Here is a 17,215-nt window from a genome sequence, read left to right as displayed (position 1 = left end):
TTACGGTAAAAATAAAAAAGACCCCGCTTATTTTGCGGAGTCTAAAAGAAGGTTTTTTAACAAATCGATTTTATCATGAGTATACTTTTCAAAACTGTCATTGTAAGCTTTTGGCTCTTTTGGATTTGCAAAATGTGTTATCTTCCCAGTGATAGGATCAATAAACTTACTTGCTGCTCCGCATCCTAATCCAATAATCGTTTGTTGCTCTTCCATGATCATAATATTGTATATACTTTCTTGACCTGGAAGTGCATAACCTACATTTTCCAAATTCCCTAATATATTTTTCTGACGATAAAGGTAATACGGGACGTAGCCATTATTTTTTGTCCACTTTGTTGCCATTTCCATCATCTCTGTAACTTCTTCTCTTTCAGCTACTTTATATTTTTCTTTATTTTTAGTCATTTCAGAAGCTCTTTTAAATGATAACGTGTGTACTGTTAAAGATTCTGGCATTAGTTTTTCTGTTTCATCTAATGTATATTGGAATTCTTCCTTACCTTCACCAGGTAAACCGATAATTAAATCCATATTTATATTATTCATATCCATTTGCCGTGCTAAATGGAATTTTTCAATGGTTTCTTCTACCGTGTGATGGCGCCCAATTGCCTTAAGTGTCTCTTGAATGTATGACTGTGGATTTATACTTATCCGGTCAATCTTCCATTTATTTAAGACACTTAATTTTTCAGGTGTAATTGTATCCGGGCGACCAGCTTCAACCGTTATTTCTCTAATATTAGCTATATTTGGAAACGACTCGTACATCTCTTCATACAACATGTCCATTTCTTCTGCAGTAATACTTGTTGGTGTACCACCACCATAATACACCGTTGTTATATTGATGTTATTTTCTTTTAGAAAGCGCCCAATTTCCCTTATTTCATAATGCAATCCACCTAAAAATGAATTAACGGAACCTTGACGGCCATTTATTGCATAAGCAGGAAAAGTACAATATGCACATTTTGTAGGGCAAAATGGAATTCCAATGTAAATACTTACTTCTTTTCCTAAAGTATATAAATCCGGAATCATCGCTAATTGACGATCAACTATTTGTTGCATTAGTTGAATCTTTTCATCAGAGATTAAATATTGTTTTCGCAATTCATTATGAGCTTGTTCAACACTTATTCCTGATTGTAATTTTTTGTGAAGTAATTTAGTTGGACGTATACCAGTTAAAATACCCCATGGTTGGATGACATTTGTTAATTGCTGTAACACACTTAAATAAACAAAGTTTACAACGTGCTTTTCAAGTTTAATAATATCTTTTTCTGATAAATCGCTTGAAAATTCTCTAGATTCACTTTTAAGATATTTTTTTTGATTTTTAATGTCAGTTAGCTCTGCATTAGCATGAATACTATCGTCAATTCTTTTTATTGAAAACTTTACTTCTATTTTTTTATCTTCAAATACGGTAAATGAAATTTTATAATCTTCAAAAAATAAACCAGTAATATTATGGATTGGTCTACTAAAAATTTGTTCGTCTAATCCATGAATGAAAATTTGCATAAAAACACCTTTCCTTATGCCAGTTACTTAAAATTCTTTTTTTAGTTTACGTTAGAAGTAAATCATCGGTCAAGGTACTCGTCTTCCAAAACCCCTTTAATAATCTTCAGAACCTCTTTTTTTGAAGATTCATTTTCAATTGCAATATGATGCTCCCCATTTTCGAGATAATGGATGTTTGAGCCGACAAAAGTACGTAATAAAAATTTGCAATTAAATCTCCAGCTAACAACTTTATCTTTTTTGCCCTGAATGATCGTGATCGGCGTTCGAATTGGATCGAAGGATTCGATATCTCGATGCCATTTGTGCATAGCACTTACCCATTGTATTGGAATAGCACTAGTTTGAAGTGGATCTTTTTTTCTAAAAATAGCAAAAGCATTATTATTTTTAAATTTTCGTGGAACATTTTTAAGAAATGGTTTCATAATTGCACTCGAAAGCATTGTTAACGGCCATTTGTTTGGCCTTACTAATGGTGCTAAAAGAATAATCTTATCAAAGCCGTGACTATCATTATTTTTAATAACATAATCAGTTATTGTAGCTGCTCCAGTACTATGACCAATAATGCTGTATGGTCCTTTTAGCGACTTCTTTGTCTCATTTACTACCGCTTTTAACGTATCTGTATATTCATTAAAATCCTCTATATATGCTCTTTTCCCAGTTGATAAGCCGTGACCTATTTTATCATAGCCTACAACGGTAAACTTCATTTTTAATAATTCTTTAACGATTGGACTTAAATAACCAAGATGGTCAAAATATCCATGAAGTAAAAAAACTGTACCTCTACTATCACTAGGCTTATATAGTTGTACAAACACATTTTCGTCATGTACATTTAGAAAACCATTATAGTAAGAGCAATTAGGGTGAAATAATTGATAGTATTGCAAGTAGTTCTCCATATGATTACTTATTTCTGTTCTTGTATCTAAATCTAACATATTTATTGATTCACGCAATTTTTTTTGAAAAAATTTCATCCCTATCCCCCTTCCCTACAATTAAAAACAATTACACCATCGTTTTGGATGGCCACATATATGACAGCAGCTACAAGGGTATGTGAAACAACTTTGACAACATTTACAAGGGTACTTGTTACATTGAGAGCAGGCATTTTCAGGTAGCTTCTCATTTTTATTCACTGATGTTATCTCTGCTTTAACGCCTTTAGCATCATTTTCAACATAATTAATTTCAATATCACTAGCAAAATCTTGGTCCGTTTCAAATGAGATTCCTTCGTTCACTTTTTTATTAGGTGAGTATTTACTTATATCATCAGAATTTATTAAGTTATTCTCACTTAATTGCTTGATTAATTGACTACCTTTTAAATTAGCGTAATATTTTAATTTGTTTTTTGAAATGACACCTCTGTCAAATAAATCTTGAACAAGAACATGTGCTGTATAGTACTCTTCAGGTACTTCCTCTTCTTCAGATATCGAAATCTTCTTAATATGTGCCAGCTTAAGCCGATGGTTATAAGGGTTTGTTTCAATTTTATCATTAGTTATTGTAGAAACATATATTGGTTTCAATGTGAGATGAACGAGAAATTTATAAATGATTGCCAAACCTATAATAAGTAAATATTGATCGAACGCATAACTATATTGCCTTTCACCTAAATAATTTATAAAATCTTTATTTAATATCCCGAGATTGTACAAGTCATAAAAGACAAAACCCCACCACGACAACACTAAACCTTTTAGGAAATGTCCTTTCGATTCAATAATTCCTGCAAGAAAAAAAATTGAAATAGGGCAAAATATTACTATCATCATCAGTGCGATACTAGACATTCCAATTAAGTATGACAAAATAAACCAGGTACAGATTGCGTAAGCAAGTGCATTTATTCTAATTAAACGAAACAAAGGAAATATTATAGCTACAACAGTTGGAATAAAAATTTGAAATTGAACAGAGTCTGTTGAAAAGTTGCCTTTATTAATATAGGAAAGAAATGCAACTAAAATTATTACTAAACCAAAGAGTGTAGCAACTTCATCAAATTTGCTTTTCTTAATCATAAAAAATCAACTCCTTCTTATAGCATATGTCGTAACGGCTTATCCTTTTGCAATTTTTTGAAAAATAACACTTGTTTAAATTTCATATTAAATATTGAGCCTTTTATATATATGGTTTATAATTCTTACTAACTATTCGACAAAAGACAACATTCCATGTAGATAATTCTGATTGATTGTGAGTGATATGATGAGTAAGGTCTTAATAATTGGTAAAGTTTTCGTTGATATAAAAGGAAGTTCATTTGCTCCACCACATAAAGATGCTAAAAATGTAGGAAACGTAATCTTTTCAAATGGTGGAACTGGAAGAAATGTCGCACAAAATATGGCTGTTTTAGGAACGGAAGCGACATTTGTTACGAGTATAACAGATGATGCGACAGGTAGAGGCGTCATTACAGAATTAGAAAAGCATAATGTTGATACATCAAGTGTTCATTTAGTTGATGAAAACGGAATGGGAATGTGGCTAGCCGTACTTGATAATGACGGAGATTTAGTAACATCGATTTCCCATCAACCGGATGAAAGGCATTTAATTGATGCTGTATACTTACAATTTGAAAAAGACCTTTCGGAGTATGATGCAATAATAATGGATTTGGATATGCCCCTTGAAATTATCGATGATGTTACTAGTATATCTAATAAAAAGCAAATTCCAATTTACGGTTTAGCTGCTCACCTTAGTGAAATCCAAAAAAACATTAAGTTATTATCACGTTTAACAAGTTTCATTTGTAACAAAGAAGAAGCTGAGATTCTTTTACACAGAACAATTTCTAATCAAGAAGAGGCAATAACTGCTGCAAAAGACTTAGCGAAGCTTGGTGCTCCTTTAACTATTGTTACGTTAAGTGAGCAAGGATGTGTTTATGCAGATCTAAACAATGATGAAGTAGGTCATATCCCAACAGAATGTATAACTGTGATTGATTCAACTGGTGCTGGTGATGCATTTTTCTCGGGAACTGTTTCACAATTAATTGAAGGAAAGAACTTAAAAGAAGCAATAAATATCGGAATGAAATCAGCCAAAAGAGTAATCTCATGTGTAGATAATGCTTTAAATGAACCAATTTTTGTAAATAAATAAACATGAAAAAACAAGGAAGATTCACATCCTTGTTTTTTTCATGTTAAATATTTTTCAACCTTATTAATAAGTGATATAAGTTTCTTTGCATTCTTTTTATATAATTGGATAGCTTCTTTGTTTTCAGTTGATAAACTGTATAACTCGAGATCTGCTTGACTTTTCTTTAAAGTCGCCAGTAATAACGGCCTCTCTACTGATGGCTGAACTGAAATCTTATCATCATATAAATCTACAAAAAGTTCTCCATATTCATTTAATTGGCCGATAAATATGTTTTCAATGGCAACACCTTGTTTGTCCACTTCATTTTGCAACCAGTTCCGATTATATCCACGAGTAGCCAATGGCTCATCTAAAATGACACCATCCATTATTACCGTTTCGGGCTGTTTGATTGGCGCAACATCTAGGTTCAAGTCTTTCGCTGTGACTGGTTGATTTTCTTTCTTTAATAAAACTGTTACATCTCCCCCAGGTTCGAGTAATGCATATTCCACATCTTCTATAGAAAATATATTTGATTTTCTTAACTGCTCAAGCAATTCATCAATTGTATACTTTTCCTTTTTTAAATTGTCTTCTAACACTTTTCCATCTTTAATTAAAATTGTTGCTTTGCCTTCTAAAAAGTTCCTTGCACGTTTACTTTTCATTGCTGTTACACCGACTAAAAACGGTATTAACGCCCAAATAAACATTGCAACAAGACCATGATATAAGTTCAAGGTTTCATCAAAAGATGCCTCAGCTGCAATGCTACCAATTGTAATTCCCGTAATATATTCAAAGAACGTTAATTGAGATATTTGTTTTTTCCCGAGCCATTTCGTTAAAATAAATAAAAAAATAATGACAGAAGTAGAGCGTAATGTAATTTCAATCCAACCAGGCATTTAGACACCCCACTTTTATTAATCTCCTTTGTACTGTGGTTCTTCAAATTCTATTTGTTCTACTCTCATCTTTATATCTTCAATTATTACTTTTAACTCTTTACTTGCCTCCTCAAATGCATTCGATGCTTTTCCAATATGTGTCCGGCTTTGCAAACTTTCAAATGAAGCTTTTGCCGATTGTAAATTTACTAGTGTCTGTTTTAGTTGTGATGCTACAGTCATCTTAATTCTCCTATCCTTTAGGTTTAAAAATTAGAGCTGCAATAAAAGCGAAAATAATTGCTGCTGATATCCCAGCTGAAGTAACTTCAAATATACCTGTAATAACGCCAACAAGACCGTGTTCATTCGCTTCTTCCATTGCACCATGCACTAATGCATTACCGAAACTTGTAATTGGAACGGTAGCACCAGCACCTGCAAAGTCAATTAAAGGTTCGTATAATCCTAAACCGTCTAAAATTGCACCTGAGACGACTAACGTTGTCATCGTATGTGCAGGAGTAAGTTTAAATACATCAAACATAATTTGACCTATTACACATATTAAGCCTCCAACAACAAAAGCCCAAAAGAAAATGGCCATTATTATTCACCTCCAGATTCAATCGAGACAGCATGTGCGATGCAAGGAATAGATTCATTTTGTTGAAAGGATAAAGGTGATAAAAGTGCACCCGTTGCTACTATTAATATTTTTTTAAGTTCTCCTTTTTTCATACGGTTTAGTAAGTGGCCATATGTAACAACTGCAGAACAACCAGAGCCGCTTCCACCAGACATAACAGGTTGATCTTCGTTATATATGAGCAACCCACAATCTTGAAAGTTATCACTCGTAACAGGTACACCATGTTTTTGTAGTAGGTCCAATGCAATTTCTCTACCAACGTGACCCAAGTCTCCCGTGACAATAAGGTCATAATAAGAAGGGCTTACATTTCTTTCTTGTAAATGTGCTTCTATTGTATCAACTGCTGCTGGTGCCATAGCACCACCCATATTAAAAGGATCAGCTAGTCCCATATCTACAACTTTACCTATCGTGGCAGAAGTTATGTAAGGTCCTTGTCCATCTTTGGTTACTAAAGCTGCACCAGCCCCTGTTACCGTCCATTGCGCTGTAGGAGGTTTTTGACCACCATATTCCGTTGGATAGCGAAACTGCTTTTCAACAGCAGAATTGTGGCTAACAGATCCAGTTAAAATTGTGTCTGCCCCATGCCCATTAACAATAAATGCTCCTAACGCTAACCCTTCCATGGATGTTGAACAAGCACCAAATAAACCAAAATAAGGTGCACCAATAGTCCGGCTCGCAAAACTAGAAGGAGTAATTTGATTTATTAAGTCACCAGCTAGAATAAATTGCACTTGCTCCTTTTGTATATTGCCTTTTTCCATTGCTTTTTGGCAAGCTTCTTCAAAAAGCACTCTCGTAGCTTTTTCATATGAGTCTTGTCCCAACCAAAGATCTTCATGGATTAGATCAAAATCTTTTGCAATTCTTCCCTTTGCCTCAAATGGACCAACAACTGTTCCAGTGGCAGAGATAGTTGGCTTATTTTCAAATATCCACGTTCGACTACCTTGAAGCATTTACAAAACACCTACTTTAAGAAGAATTGTTTTAATTAGTGCAATAATAAAAGCTGAGAATACTCCAAACAGAATAACTGGGCCAGCCAACTTGAATATATTTCCACCTACACCTAACACAAATCCTTCTGTCTTATGTTCGATCGCTGCTGATATGACGGAATTTCCGAATCCAGTTACAGGGACAGCTGTTCCTGCTCCACCGAATTGAGCAATATGATCATATACTCCGAATCCAGTCAGTAGCATTGAAATAAATATCATCGTAGCTACAGTTGGATTGCCAGCAGTTTGTTCTGTAAAAGGACCATAATAAACGAATAACGTTTGTATAATTTGTCCAATAAAACATATAAACCCACCAACTAAAAAAGCTCGAAAGCAATTTTTTATGACAGGCCTCTTTGGTTCTCGTTCCTTTTGAAATTGCTGATACTCTTGTTGTGTTGGTGTAAGCTTTTTATTCTGTTTATCAGCCACTAGATTCACCCTTTTACGTTTTATCTTTACTTAGTTTTATTAAATGATTAAAATCCTCATCTAAATTTGTTTTATCTTTCTTTTTATTTAACTTTTCAATTTCCCAAAAGATTTTCTTATCGGTAGTGACGTGAATGGCATATGGAGCAAAAGTTGTAGTTAAATTTTGATTAATTTCCTTTTCTATTTTTTTCTTTTGCAGTTTTGCCATTTGCTTTATTTTAAGTGCTACCAATATTCGATTATTGCTTTTAACAGAAATAGCATCATATACACCTTTATTTTTCAAAACTAAGGCATTGATTTTCTTTGTAACTTCACTCGCATCTGCAACATTGGAATAACCCACTTGCTTAGCTTGGAGTTTATTGTTCTCATTAAGTTCGTTCTCTTTAGAATTACAGCCTATCAAGCTAATTGCAGAAAAGATAATGATTATGAATTTATGCATATAGTTTCACCTACAGATTAAGAAATTATGACACGTTAAACCTTAAACAGGTCGGACATATTCATAACATGTCCAACCTATCATTCACATTATTGATATTGTGGTTCCTCTTTTTCTATTTCTTGTACACGTTGCGAAAGAGTATCAACTAAATTCTGTGCTTGTTTTGAACAATTTTCATACACTTGTTTTGCACTCTCGTTGTCTGTTTGTAAAGCAAAGCCCTCTAAACTGGCTTGAGCACTTTTTAGTCCTGCTAACGTTTGCTTTAATTGTGTAGCTACTGTCATCTTATTTCCCCTTTCAAAATATACTCATTTCTTCTTAGCATTGCTAATTACTTTTCTTTTATTACTTCCATTTTATTGAATTCATAACTGAAAGCGTTTTGCAAAAAATAGAAAAGGAAGAAAGGATGATTAAGGTGGGGGCAATTGAGCGTGAAGGGTACATTTTTGAAATGGAATACAGTGAAATATCTAAAAAAGGAGCACTACATGTTTACTTAAATGGAGAGTGTATTGAAGAGATGCCATTTCATTATACAGATGACGTTCCAAGTCATAGTAAAGTTGAAATGTTAATCGATCAATTTCTTGAAAGTAAACAAAATTAAAAGAGCTGTGTTTTCAGCTCTTTTACCATTTGGAGGTTTTGAGGATTATGCATAAATATATTGCTGACGAATATGATGTTCCTTTCGTTTTGTTTTCAAGTGTGCACATCATAACACTGCTAATTATTTTTTTTACAATATTATTTATATTTTACTTTAGAGTTTCTCTGCGAAAAAGTCAGGTCAATACCATTGTTCGATACTTATTAGCTAGCATATTAATTATCTCCGAAATTTCCCTTGCATGGTGGCTCTTTTATATCGAGGCATGGGATATATCTACTTCGTTACCGCTTCATATAAGCAGTATTTCTCTACTTCTTTCAGCAATTCTTTTGATGACAAAAAGCTATCGAGTATTTGAAATTACCTATTTTATCGGAGTCGGCAGTGCTTTACATGCAATTTTCACACCAGACATAAGTGGCTTTTCGTTTCCCCATTTTAGATATGTCCATTTCTTTATTTCTCATGGTGGAATCGTCATTGCAAATATGTTCATTTTAATAGTACACATGTATAAACCAACAATTCGTTCGCTATTCCGAGCATTCGCAATTTTAAATATATATATGATTTTCATCTTAATATTCAATAAATTAGTAAACGGTAATTATTTATACATTTCTAAAAAACCAGTTAATCCATCAATTATTGATTATTTAGGTCCGTGGCCATGGTACATTATTTCTTTGGAAGTCCTTGCTATTGTTACATTTTTCCTTTTATATACACCTTTTTATTTTATTAATCGAAAAGGAAATACTTAAATTTTAAATACTCATTCAGAAAATAAACCATTAACAAATCAGTAAGATTTAATAACGAAAAATAAAAAACATTCCACCAATTTGCTAATTCAAGCATGCCATTCCATACCATTAGGTGATCAATGATGTTATAGCCTATTAAAACAATAAAGTACACATACCACCTTACTTTTTTTAAGATAAGAATGGAAAATATCGCTGATAAAATTATAATATAGATTGAATTTGCAGCGATATGGTCGCGATAAGGATTATCATACCACCCTACTTGAAGTTCGTGTGTCTTTAAAAGCAATACTAAAAAAAACAAAATTACTGAATTAAGGGTTAACGTCATAAAGTATAAAGTTGTATAGTGTACAATTGTATGTTTGACGTTTTGGAGTAACAATAACCAAAACTTCCCGAATAAAAAGTAAATTGGAAGCAATACAGCAGTAAAATAAGTTTCCCACCAAAATTGTTCATAAATCTCTATATGTATAAAGTACGTTTCGATTGCGATGAAGCCAGCAGTAATTGCTAACATATGTAAAAAATTAAGTCTAAAAGCAGCAATGACTGTTGCTGCGATTGGTATAGCAACTGCTTGTGACACAAGTGAGCCAAGTAAGCTATCATAAAAAGCGTTTTCTATAAAATTTGGATAATACTTATAACCATTACCTATAATTAAGACAAAGTATTCTAGAACAAAAGCAAGTCCAGACATAACTAAGAAGTGAGCAATGATGTATTTTTCCTTTGTTTTATAAATTGTATAGACGAATAATAATGATGAAACAATAATTAATAGTATAAAGAAGAAGTAATTTGGCACTATATTAGCTCCAATCTCTTTTCAAATTCAAGAACTTTAGTGACTATAATATATGTAGTAAGCATTCTTTTAAAAATTAGTAATCTTTCCTTTAGTTTTCATTTGGAAATAATTTTTATTCAAAATATAATAGCTAACATATAAATCTCAGTCACTTGCACACTAATTCTTACATACGATATGAAAAAAGCGAGGCGAAATAATGGCTAAAAACGAAATTGGGACTGCATGGTACGGGAGACATGTTGTTGTTGTTGTGACGTGTAACCCATTGAAAGACACAGTAGTGAAGCTTGATCATAGTGTTGCTGCCCCAATTGAACCAATACAGTCCACATGTTCAAGCACATTAGGCATGTATTTTAGCATTGGCTATTCTCTCTTACAAGCAACTGCATTAACACCATATTTAATTCAATATGTTTTTGTGAAATAGACTATCTAATTGTATATTTATGCCCCCTCCGTACAAAATAAGGATGATTAGGTTCATTAGGAGGAATTTTATGGAGCGGAAAACATTTTACATTACTGTTGGATCAGGAGAAATACATGAAGATCAAGGGGCGTCTTCGTACGAGTTTGAAATTCAAGCCACTGAAGAAGAAGCTGAACAATTGAGTGAATTGTTTGAGACTGCAAATTCAGCTTCTCATCACAGCTTTTGGCGTGCTCATACTCCTTATATTCAATATCACCATGATGTTGAGAATGATGAATATGACAATTCATTAAAAGCCATCTATAAAAAAATCTATGAACTTGGGAATAACGAAGCAAAAAAACATATAGAAACGATGGGAATGTTAGATTAATGACGTGGCATAGCGCGTCATTTTTTTATTTGCTAATAAATCATTTACATATGTTAAACTACTCCTGTAGTTAAAAGATAAAGGAGAATTTCTAGATCTATGGATATCATTGAACAAAATAAAACAGCATGGAATAATAAAGTAATCGAAAATGTCTCCTATACAAGGGCGGTAAGTAAAGAAACAATCAAACGCTGTAAGCAGGGCGATTGGGAGATCACAGTAACAACAGAAAAATCTGTTCCGCGAAAGTGGTTCCCGGTAAATTTAAATGGAGTTAAAATTCTTTGTTTAGCTTCAGGTGGTGGGCAACAAGGGCCTATATTAGCTGCTGCTGGTGCAGATGTTACTGTTGTAGACATTTCCGATAAACAGCTAGAGCAAGATCAATTTGTAGCAACTAGAGATAAATTAACTATTGAAACAATACAAGGAAGTATGACAAATTTGCATTTTTTTGAGGATGAATCTTTTGACATCATTGTCCACCCAGTCTCTAACTTATTTGTTGCTGAATTAATGCCTGTTTGGAAAGAAGCATACAGAGTATTAAAAAGAAATGGTACACTCATATCTGGGTTCACAAATCCTCTTCTATTTATTTTTAATGATGACGAGGAAATGAAAGGAAATTTAAAAGTAGAACATTCAATACCAACAAACTCTATTGCTAATTTAAATGAATCGCAAAAAAAAGAGCATATAAAAGCAAAACGAACGGTTGAGCATGCGCACACATTAGAAGACCAAATTCAGGGTCAAATAGATGCAGGGTTTATGATTACAGGTTTTTATGAAGATGACTTTGGTGGGAGAAGAATGATTGATAATTTTATAAAAACATTCATTGCAACGAAGGCAACCAAATGTTAGTAATAAAAGAAGGAACTTCACTTTGAAGTTCCTTCTTACTTTAATAGAAATATGCAATAATCATGCCCATTACCGTTAGTGAAAAAATGTGGTAACTGATACTAATTAGGTATAACGTAATGTTTCGTCCTTCAAAGAACGTTGGTGATAATTCTCTCATCGCAGCAATGCCTAAACCTGCTAAGAAACCAATTAACGCTCCTCCACCAATGGTAACAACTTCCATCATGTTTATGAAGAAAGTTAAAGTAAGTGCAGTAATAATTGCTGCAATCATCGTCAACATATAACCGATATTTGCACCACTTTTATCAAAATCTTCTTTCTTCTTCCCCATCGCACTAATCCAGCGATTCCCAAACAATAATGGCGAATACCAAAGCGCACCAATTACCCCATTAGATATTACTGCTAAAATAATTGCTAAAATACTAATTTCAAAATCTAACATAACTATCGCCCCAGTATCCTTTTTATACGTATAGTATATAGTATACCACTAAAAAGGCAGCCAATCTTTGAATGACAGGCAATATATTTATTTAGTTGAAATAGGATGCAACAATAAAAATGAACACTAAAGATAATACGGCAAACAATGCATATGTAAAGAAGACAGGATTCCTAAATACAGGGTGTTTTACAACATCATCACTCACTTCATTCTTTCCTTTTCTTTGTTGTGTTCCAAGCCACCACGTATAAGCTAGAAGAACAACGATTAAGAGAACGATCAAAGCTTTTAACACGTCCATTAACAATTCCACTTCTTAATCACCCATTTCTAAGTCTATTTCTTACTATATTTTTCTCACGAAATGGGTTAAATTATGCAAAAGCTCTTCCTAAGTTAAAAAGAAGTTTGTAGAACATGACTAAATGTTCCACAAACTCCTCACTTTCCTAACTTATCACGAAGTTGTGTCAATATTCGCTTTAACTTCTTTTTATAATCTGTATCACCGAAATGTTCAAATAGCCATTTATAGTCGTTGTACATATCTAATAACTCATCTATTTCATTAATTTTTTCTTCTTTTGTCGTCTTCATTACACCATGTGGCAATTCTTTTTGATCCGTCCGTTTTTTCGTTTGATTTTTTTTTACATTTGTTAAGTTTGAATAATTTTTTAACAATTGCAGATCTCCGATATTTTTTTGACTGGATATAAATGTCATTTCTTCTTCTTCTGCTTCAAGCCATTCTCCGTCCGTTATTCGAGATAATTCATAAATTACGACTTCCCATGAATCATTTGGATAGCGCCACATTTCTGTACGATAACCAACAACTTTAAAAAGGTCGTCTTCATACCCATCGACAAGTACGATGTCGCCGAAATTAAACTTATACTCAATGTTGATGACGTCATCTTCTTTATAAATACTTGTATCCGATTCATCAGCTAATTTTAGTTCACTACTAGTAAAGAGAACTTCACTGCTATTCACTTTATAAAAATAAATGCCATTATAATGTTCAACATGAGTTATCGTACCTATTGTACCGTATGAAGTTATGACGACTTTATCACCGACCTTAAACTTCGGTTTCATTTTCACCACCGCCATTCCTTGATGTAATTTCACTTACTACAACATACGCAGGTCGGTAGTGATTGGGGACTGAATAGATAGTAAATCGTGATAAAAACCTATGAACTATTTTAATTAGCACAATAGATAACTACTTTTATCTAAAAAAAATAAAATGCATCACATATTCTTTCGTCTTACGAAGTAAATGATATAATAAAATAACTAATACCTTCAAAAAGATTAAAATGGTTATTTATTACTAGGGGTGTGATTGTGATGGAAAGAGAAAATATGGAACTTTTAGATCAAAAGAAGAAAATAACCATTATGGTAGCAATAATGGCAGCCATGTTATTTGCTGCTTTAAACCAAACGATTGTTGGAACTGCTCTACCACGAATCATATCAGACTTAGGTGGGCTGGAATATTTCAGTTGGGTATTCACAATTTACATGCTAACTTCTAGTGTAACTGCAATATTAGTTGGAAAATTATCGGATATTTATGGAAGAAAGCCATTTTTAATCATTGGCTTACTAATCTTTATTTTAGGTTCATTTTTAACTGGTCTTTCGACTACTATAGCTCATTTAATTATTTTCCGTGGGATTCAAGGTTTTGGTGGTGGAATGATCATGTCAACAGCATTTACTGCTATAGGAGACCTATTTTCACCAAGGGAACGAGGGAAATGGCAAGGTATGATGAGTGGTGTATTCGGCTTAGCAAGTGTATTTGGACCTACTTTAGGAGGCTGGATTGTCGACCACCTTCATTGGCATTGGGTATTTTGGGTATTTTTACCTTTAGGTCTAATCGTACTACCTTTAATTTATTTTTTATTTCCGACTACAAAGCAACAAGAAAAAGAAAGTATCGATTATTATGGCTCCCTATTTATCACAGCAACGATGGTCCCATTATTACTTGCCTTTTCTTGGGCTGGTACAAAATATGAATGGAATTCTGTTGAAATATTAGGCTTATTAACGGTATCAATTATAGCTTTCATTATTTTCGTACGTATCGAAAATAAAGTAGCGAGCCCTCTATTACCACTTTTCCTTTTTAAAAATAAAATTTTCACACTATCTAACTTAGTTGGATTTACACTTGGAGCAGGTATGTTCGGAGCAATTATGTATATGCCATTCTTCGTTCAAGGGGTAATAGGTACATCAGCTGCTGTTTCTGGATTAGTTTTAATGCCAATGACTTTAAGTATGGTCTTTGCAAGTGCGATAAGTGGGCAACTTATATCTAAAACAGGAAAGTATAAAATATTAGCATTAATCGGATTATTAATCATGAGTACAGGTTTGTTCTCCCTTTCACTAATGGACAAGGATACGACAAACATAACGGCAATTATTAATATGATAATAGTTGGTTTAGGCTTAGGAATCAGCTTCCCTATTTTTACATTAACGATCCAAAATAGTGTGGAGCACCGCTATTTAGGAGTTGCGACTGCTTCATCTCAATTATTTAGGCAGCTTGGCGGAACTGTCGGTGTATCAATTATGGGAGCCATTATGAGTTTTCGAATGAATGATAAATTACAAAGTTCATTTGCCTCAATGCCTCGTGAAGTTGAACATTTAAGTGAAAGAATAGAAAATATACAAAGTCCTCAGCTACTAATTAATCCTGAACAACTTCAAAAAGTGCAAGAAAGTTTACCGGAAGCATTGTTGAGTACTTTTAACAATTTACTTTTAGTGCTTACTGAAGCGCTAAGTTACTCGTTAACAGGTGTTTTTTTCGCTGGAGGAATTGTAATTTTTACTGCTTTTGTTATGACAATATTTTTAGATGAAATACCGCTTCGAACATTTAACAAGAATAGAAAAAATAATGAGATAACGGAAAATCATTAAATAAAAAGTAGAAAAAAAGGCTCATTCTGAGCCTTTTTCCTTTGTAATTAATTATGATAAACGATAAACGTCACGGTACTTATTATTTAAGTAAGAAATTAAATGTTCTGCATTTAGCTCTTCGCCTGTGACATCTTTTAATATTTCTAATGGTTTTTTTAATTTTCCATATTTATGAATGTTTTCTGTTAACCATTGCTTAATCTCAATTAACTTACCTTCTGCTATCATTTCATCGTAGTTAGGAAAGTCTTGCATCATTGCTTGTTTTATTTGCGCAGCATACATATAACCTAATGCATAGGATGGGAAATAACCAAACGAACCACCAGCCCAATGCACATCTTGTAGTACACCCTCACCATCATTAGCAGGGACTACTCCTAAATACTCTTGCATCTTTTCATTCCAAACAGTAGGTAAGTCCTTTACCTCTATTTCATCATTAAATAATCCTTTTTCAATTTCATAACGAATCATAATGTGAAGGGGATATGTTAATTCATCAGCTTCAATACGAATTAATGAAGGTTTTGACTCATTAATTGCTCGGTAATATTCATCTAACGTTAGTCCATCAAATTGACCAGGATTACTACTTTTCAGTTTTTCGAAATTTTTCATCCAGAATCCTTTATGACGACCAACAAAGTTTTCCCAGAATAATGATTGCGACTCATGAATTCCCATTGACGTTCCATCACAAAGAGGCGTCCCAATTAATGATTTTGAAATGTTTTGTTCATAAAGCGCATGACCACCTTCATGAATTGTACCGAAAACTGCTGTACGGAAATCATTCTCATCATACTTCGTAGTCACTCGAACGTCACCAGGATTTAGTCCAGTTGCAAACGGATGTACAGTAGTATCTAGACGTCCTGCTTCAAAATCGAATCCCATCTCTTCAAGAACAAAGTGGCTAAATTTCTCCTGACTTTCCATTGGAAAGTGTTTAAATAAGAAGTCTGTTTCTGGCCTTTCACCATTTTCTGCTATTTCTTTTACTAAAGGCACAATATTTTCGCGCAACTGTCCAAATACTTTATCAATCATTTCTACAGTTACACCAGGCTCATACATATCAAGTAATGTATTATATGGGTTTCCATCATATCCCCAGTAAGAAATAAACTTTTTATTGAAGGCAACAAGTTTTTCTAAATAAGGGCGAAACATCTCAAAATCTGAAACTTCCTTCGCTTCTTCCCATATTGTTTCTGCTTGTGACTGGAGAATAACATATTCTCTATATTCATTTGCAGGAACCTTCATATTGCGATCGTATTGTTTCTTACAATCTTCCACTGTTTTTCTAGTAATTTCTGATAGTTCATCTTGCACTTTTTCATCTGATAGCTGTTCTATGTAAAGACCCATTTCTTCCGATGTAGACATTGCAAAAACTTCTGAGGATAAAACTCCGATTACTTCAGAACGTTGCTCCATCCCTTTTTTTGGAGCTCCTGTGCGTAAGTCCCAATATATTAAGCCAAGCGCTTCATTATATGAAGACATCTTATTTACAAATTCTAAAAAACTAGCCTCAATCTCTTGAATTGTTTTATTCATGTGAAATTCACTCCTTATGACATATACAGTCTCATTTTATCATTAGATGCTAGGCTATGAAAGCAGTTATTCATCCTATTCATTAGTTTAATATAACATAACTCTAAATATTCCGACGCTTCCCAGCACATAACAGATTGTTTACTAATCGTTAAAAAAGGTAGTTAGCCAAAAATGAGGCTTACTACCTTTTGATAATTTATA

Annotated in this window: 22 protein-coding genes; 7 read left to right on the top strand and 15 right to left on the bottom strand. The window is 33.2% G+C overall.

Annotation, left to right across the window (positions count from 1 at the left end):
- Positions 1–27 precede the first annotated feature (27 nt).
- The 3 genes from CIB95_RS07780 to CIB95_RS07770 all read right to left on the bottom strand — a co-directional run bounded on the left by CIB95_RS07780 (position 28) and on the right by CIB95_RS07770 (position 3,596).
- On the bottom strand, positions 28–1,539 hold the full coding sequence (locus CIB95_RS07780) for a coproporphyrinogen III oxidase (RefSeq protein WP_094923953.1): 1,512 nt from the start codon (positions 1,537–1,539) through the stop codon (positions 28–30).
- 62 nt (positions 1,540–1,601) lie between these two features.
- A complete protein-coding gene (locus CIB95_RS07775; protein ID WP_094923951.1) occupies positions 1,602–2,534 on the bottom strand; it encodes an alpha/beta hydrolase in 933 nt (310 codons plus the stop codon).
- A 21-nt stretch (positions 2,535–2,555) separates the two neighbouring features.
- Positions 2,556–3,596, bottom strand: a complete 1,041-nt coding sequence (locus CIB95_RS07770; protein WP_094923950.1) for a hypothetical protein — start codon at positions 3,594–3,596, stop codon at positions 2,556–2,558.
- A gap of 187 nt (positions 3,597–3,783) precedes the next feature.
- Here CIB95_RS07770 and CIB95_RS07765 point away from each other — a divergent pair, with 187 nt between their 5' ends.
- Positions 3,784–4,695 (top strand): carbohydrate kinase family protein, encoded by a 912-nt coding sequence (locus tag CIB95_RS07765; protein WP_233143966.1) that lies wholly within the window; start codon positions 3,784–3,786, stop codon positions 4,693–4,695.
- A 38-nt stretch (positions 4,696–4,733) separates the two neighbouring features.
- Here CIB95_RS07765 and CIB95_RS07760 read toward each other — a convergent pair whose 3' ends face one another.
- The 7 genes from CIB95_RS07760 to CIB95_RS07730 form a co-directional block, all read right to left on the bottom strand.
- Positions 4,734–5,591 (bottom strand): DUF421 domain-containing protein, encoded by an 858-nt coding sequence (locus CIB95_RS07760; protein WP_094923947.1) that lies wholly within the window; start codon positions 5,589–5,591, stop codon positions 4,734–4,736.
- An 18-nt stretch (positions 5,592–5,609) separates the two neighbouring features.
- Positions 5,610–5,816, bottom strand: coding sequence for a DUF1657 domain-containing protein (locus tag CIB95_RS07755; protein WP_094923945.1), 207 nt, complete (start codon positions 5,814–5,816; stop codon positions 5,610–5,612).
- Positions 5,817–5,826: 10 nt separating this feature from the next.
- Complete coding sequence (gene spoVAE, locus CIB95_RS07750; RefSeq protein ID WP_198949178.1) at positions 5,827–6,183, bottom strand: stage V sporulation protein AE; 357 nt, start codon at positions 6,181–6,183, stop codon at positions 5,827–5,829.
- A complete protein-coding gene (gene spoVAD, locus CIB95_RS07745; RefSeq protein ID WP_094923942.1) occupies positions 6,183–7,193 on the bottom strand; it encodes a stage V sporulation protein AD in 1,011 nt (336 codons plus the stop codon). Before spoVAD ends, spoVAE begins: the two co-directional genes overlap by 1 nt.
- Complete coding sequence (spoVAC, locus tag CIB95_RS07740) at positions 7,194–7,673, bottom strand: stage V sporulation protein AC (RefSeq protein WP_094923941.1); 480 nt, start codon at positions 7,671–7,673, stop codon at positions 7,194–7,196.
- A 13-nt stretch (positions 7,674–7,686) separates the two neighbouring features.
- Positions 7,687–8,124: a YhcN/YlaJ family sporulation lipoprotein gene (locus tag CIB95_RS07735; protein ID WP_094923939.1), complete on the bottom strand. Its 438-nt coding sequence runs from the start codon at positions 8,122–8,124 to the stop codon at positions 7,687–7,689.
- An 89-nt stretch (positions 8,125–8,213) separates the two neighbouring features.
- Positions 8,214–8,414 (bottom strand): DUF1657 domain-containing protein, encoded by a 201-nt coding sequence (locus tag CIB95_RS07730; protein ID WP_094923938.1) that lies wholly within the window; start codon positions 8,412–8,414, stop codon positions 8,214–8,216.
- A gap of 134 nt (positions 8,415–8,548) precedes the next feature.
- On the opposite strand from CIB95_RS07730, the gene CIB95_RS07725 reads away from it, so the two are divergent.
- Both CIB95_RS07725 and CIB95_RS07720 read left to right on the top strand, forming a co-directional pair.
- The gene (locus tag CIB95_RS07725) at positions 8,549–8,740 is read left to right on the top strand and encodes a DUF5370 family protein (RefSeq protein ID WP_094924221.1); all 192 of its coding nucleotides are present in this window, start codon (positions 8,549–8,551) and stop codon (positions 8,738–8,740) included.
- A 47-nt stretch (positions 8,741–8,787) separates the two neighbouring features.
- A complete protein-coding gene (locus CIB95_RS07720; RefSeq protein WP_094923936.1) occupies positions 8,788–9,510 on the top strand; it encodes a YwaF family protein in 723 nt (240 codons plus the stop codon).
- Here the strand turns inward: CIB95_RS07720 and CIB95_RS07715 are convergent.
- Positions 9,488–10,330 carry a hypothetical protein gene (locus CIB95_RS07715; protein ID WP_094923935.1) on the bottom strand — a complete coding sequence of 281 codons (843 nt, stop codon included), beginning with the start codon at positions 10,328–10,330 and terminating at the stop codon, positions 9,488–9,490. The genes CIB95_RS07720 and CIB95_RS07715 overlap by 23 nt on opposite strands.
- Positions 10,331–10,532: 202 nt before the next feature.
- Between CIB95_RS07715 and CIB95_RS07710 the strand changes: the two genes are divergently transcribed.
- From CIB95_RS07710 to CIB95_RS07700, 3 genes are all read left to right on the top strand, one after another.
- On the top strand, positions 10,533–10,766 hold the full coding sequence (locus tag CIB95_RS07710) for a hypothetical protein (RefSeq protein WP_094923933.1): 234 nt from the start codon (positions 10,533–10,535) through the stop codon (positions 10,764–10,766).
- Between the two features lie 70 nt (positions 10,767–10,836).
- Positions 10,837–11,145: a hydrolase gene (locus tag CIB95_RS07705; RefSeq protein WP_094923932.1), complete on the top strand. Its 309-nt coding sequence runs from the start codon at positions 10,837–10,839 to the stop codon at positions 11,143–11,145.
- Between the two features lie 99 nt (positions 11,146–11,244).
- The gene (locus tag CIB95_RS07700) at positions 11,245–12,018 is read left to right on the top strand and encodes a class I SAM-dependent methyltransferase (protein ID WP_094923930.1); all 774 of its coding nucleotides are present in this window, start codon (positions 11,245–11,247) and stop codon (positions 12,016–12,018) included.
- A gap of 40 nt (positions 12,019–12,058) precedes the next feature.
- Here CIB95_RS07700 and CIB95_RS07695 read toward each other — a convergent pair whose 3' ends face one another.
- The 3 genes from CIB95_RS07695 to CIB95_RS07685 form a co-directional block, all read right to left on the bottom strand.
- On the bottom strand, positions 12,059–12,469 hold the full coding sequence (locus CIB95_RS07695) for a DUF1761 domain-containing protein (protein WP_094923929.1): 411 nt from the start codon (positions 12,467–12,469) through the stop codon (positions 12,059–12,061).
- A 91-nt stretch (positions 12,470–12,560) separates the two neighbouring features.
- Positions 12,561–12,785 (bottom strand): hypothetical protein, encoded by a 225-nt coding sequence (locus CIB95_RS07690; RefSeq protein ID WP_142296479.1) that lies wholly within the window; start codon positions 12,783–12,785, stop codon positions 12,561–12,563.
- Between the two features lie 128 nt (positions 12,786–12,913).
- A complete protein-coding gene (locus CIB95_RS07685) occupies positions 12,914–13,576 on the bottom strand; it encodes a hypothetical protein (RefSeq protein WP_233143965.1) in 663 nt (220 codons plus the stop codon).
- Between the two features lie 258 nt (positions 13,577–13,834).
- Here CIB95_RS07685 and CIB95_RS07680 point away from each other — a divergent pair, with 258 nt between their 5' ends.
- Positions 13,835–15,439: an MDR family MFS transporter gene (locus CIB95_RS07680; RefSeq protein WP_233143963.1), complete on the top strand. Its 1,605-nt coding sequence runs from the start codon at positions 13,835–13,837 to the stop codon at positions 15,437–15,439.
- Positions 15,440–15,490: 51 nt separating this feature from the next.
- Here CIB95_RS07680 and CIB95_RS07675 read toward each other — a convergent pair whose 3' ends face one another.
- The gene (locus CIB95_RS07675) at positions 15,491–17,011 is read right to left on the bottom strand and encodes a carboxypeptidase M32 (RefSeq protein ID WP_094923926.1); all 1,521 of its coding nucleotides are present in this window, start codon (positions 17,009–17,011) and stop codon (positions 15,491–15,493) included.
- Positions 17,012–17,215: the final 204 nt, after the last annotated feature.

Source organism: Lottiidibacillus patelloidae (genome assembly GCF_002262935.1).
Lineage (GTDB): Bacteria > Bacillota > Bacilli > Bacillales > SA5d-4 > Lottiidibacillus > Lottiidibacillus patelloidae.
Note: the sequence above shows the minus strand (reverse complement) of the source record. Positions and strands in the feature narration are given on the sequence as shown.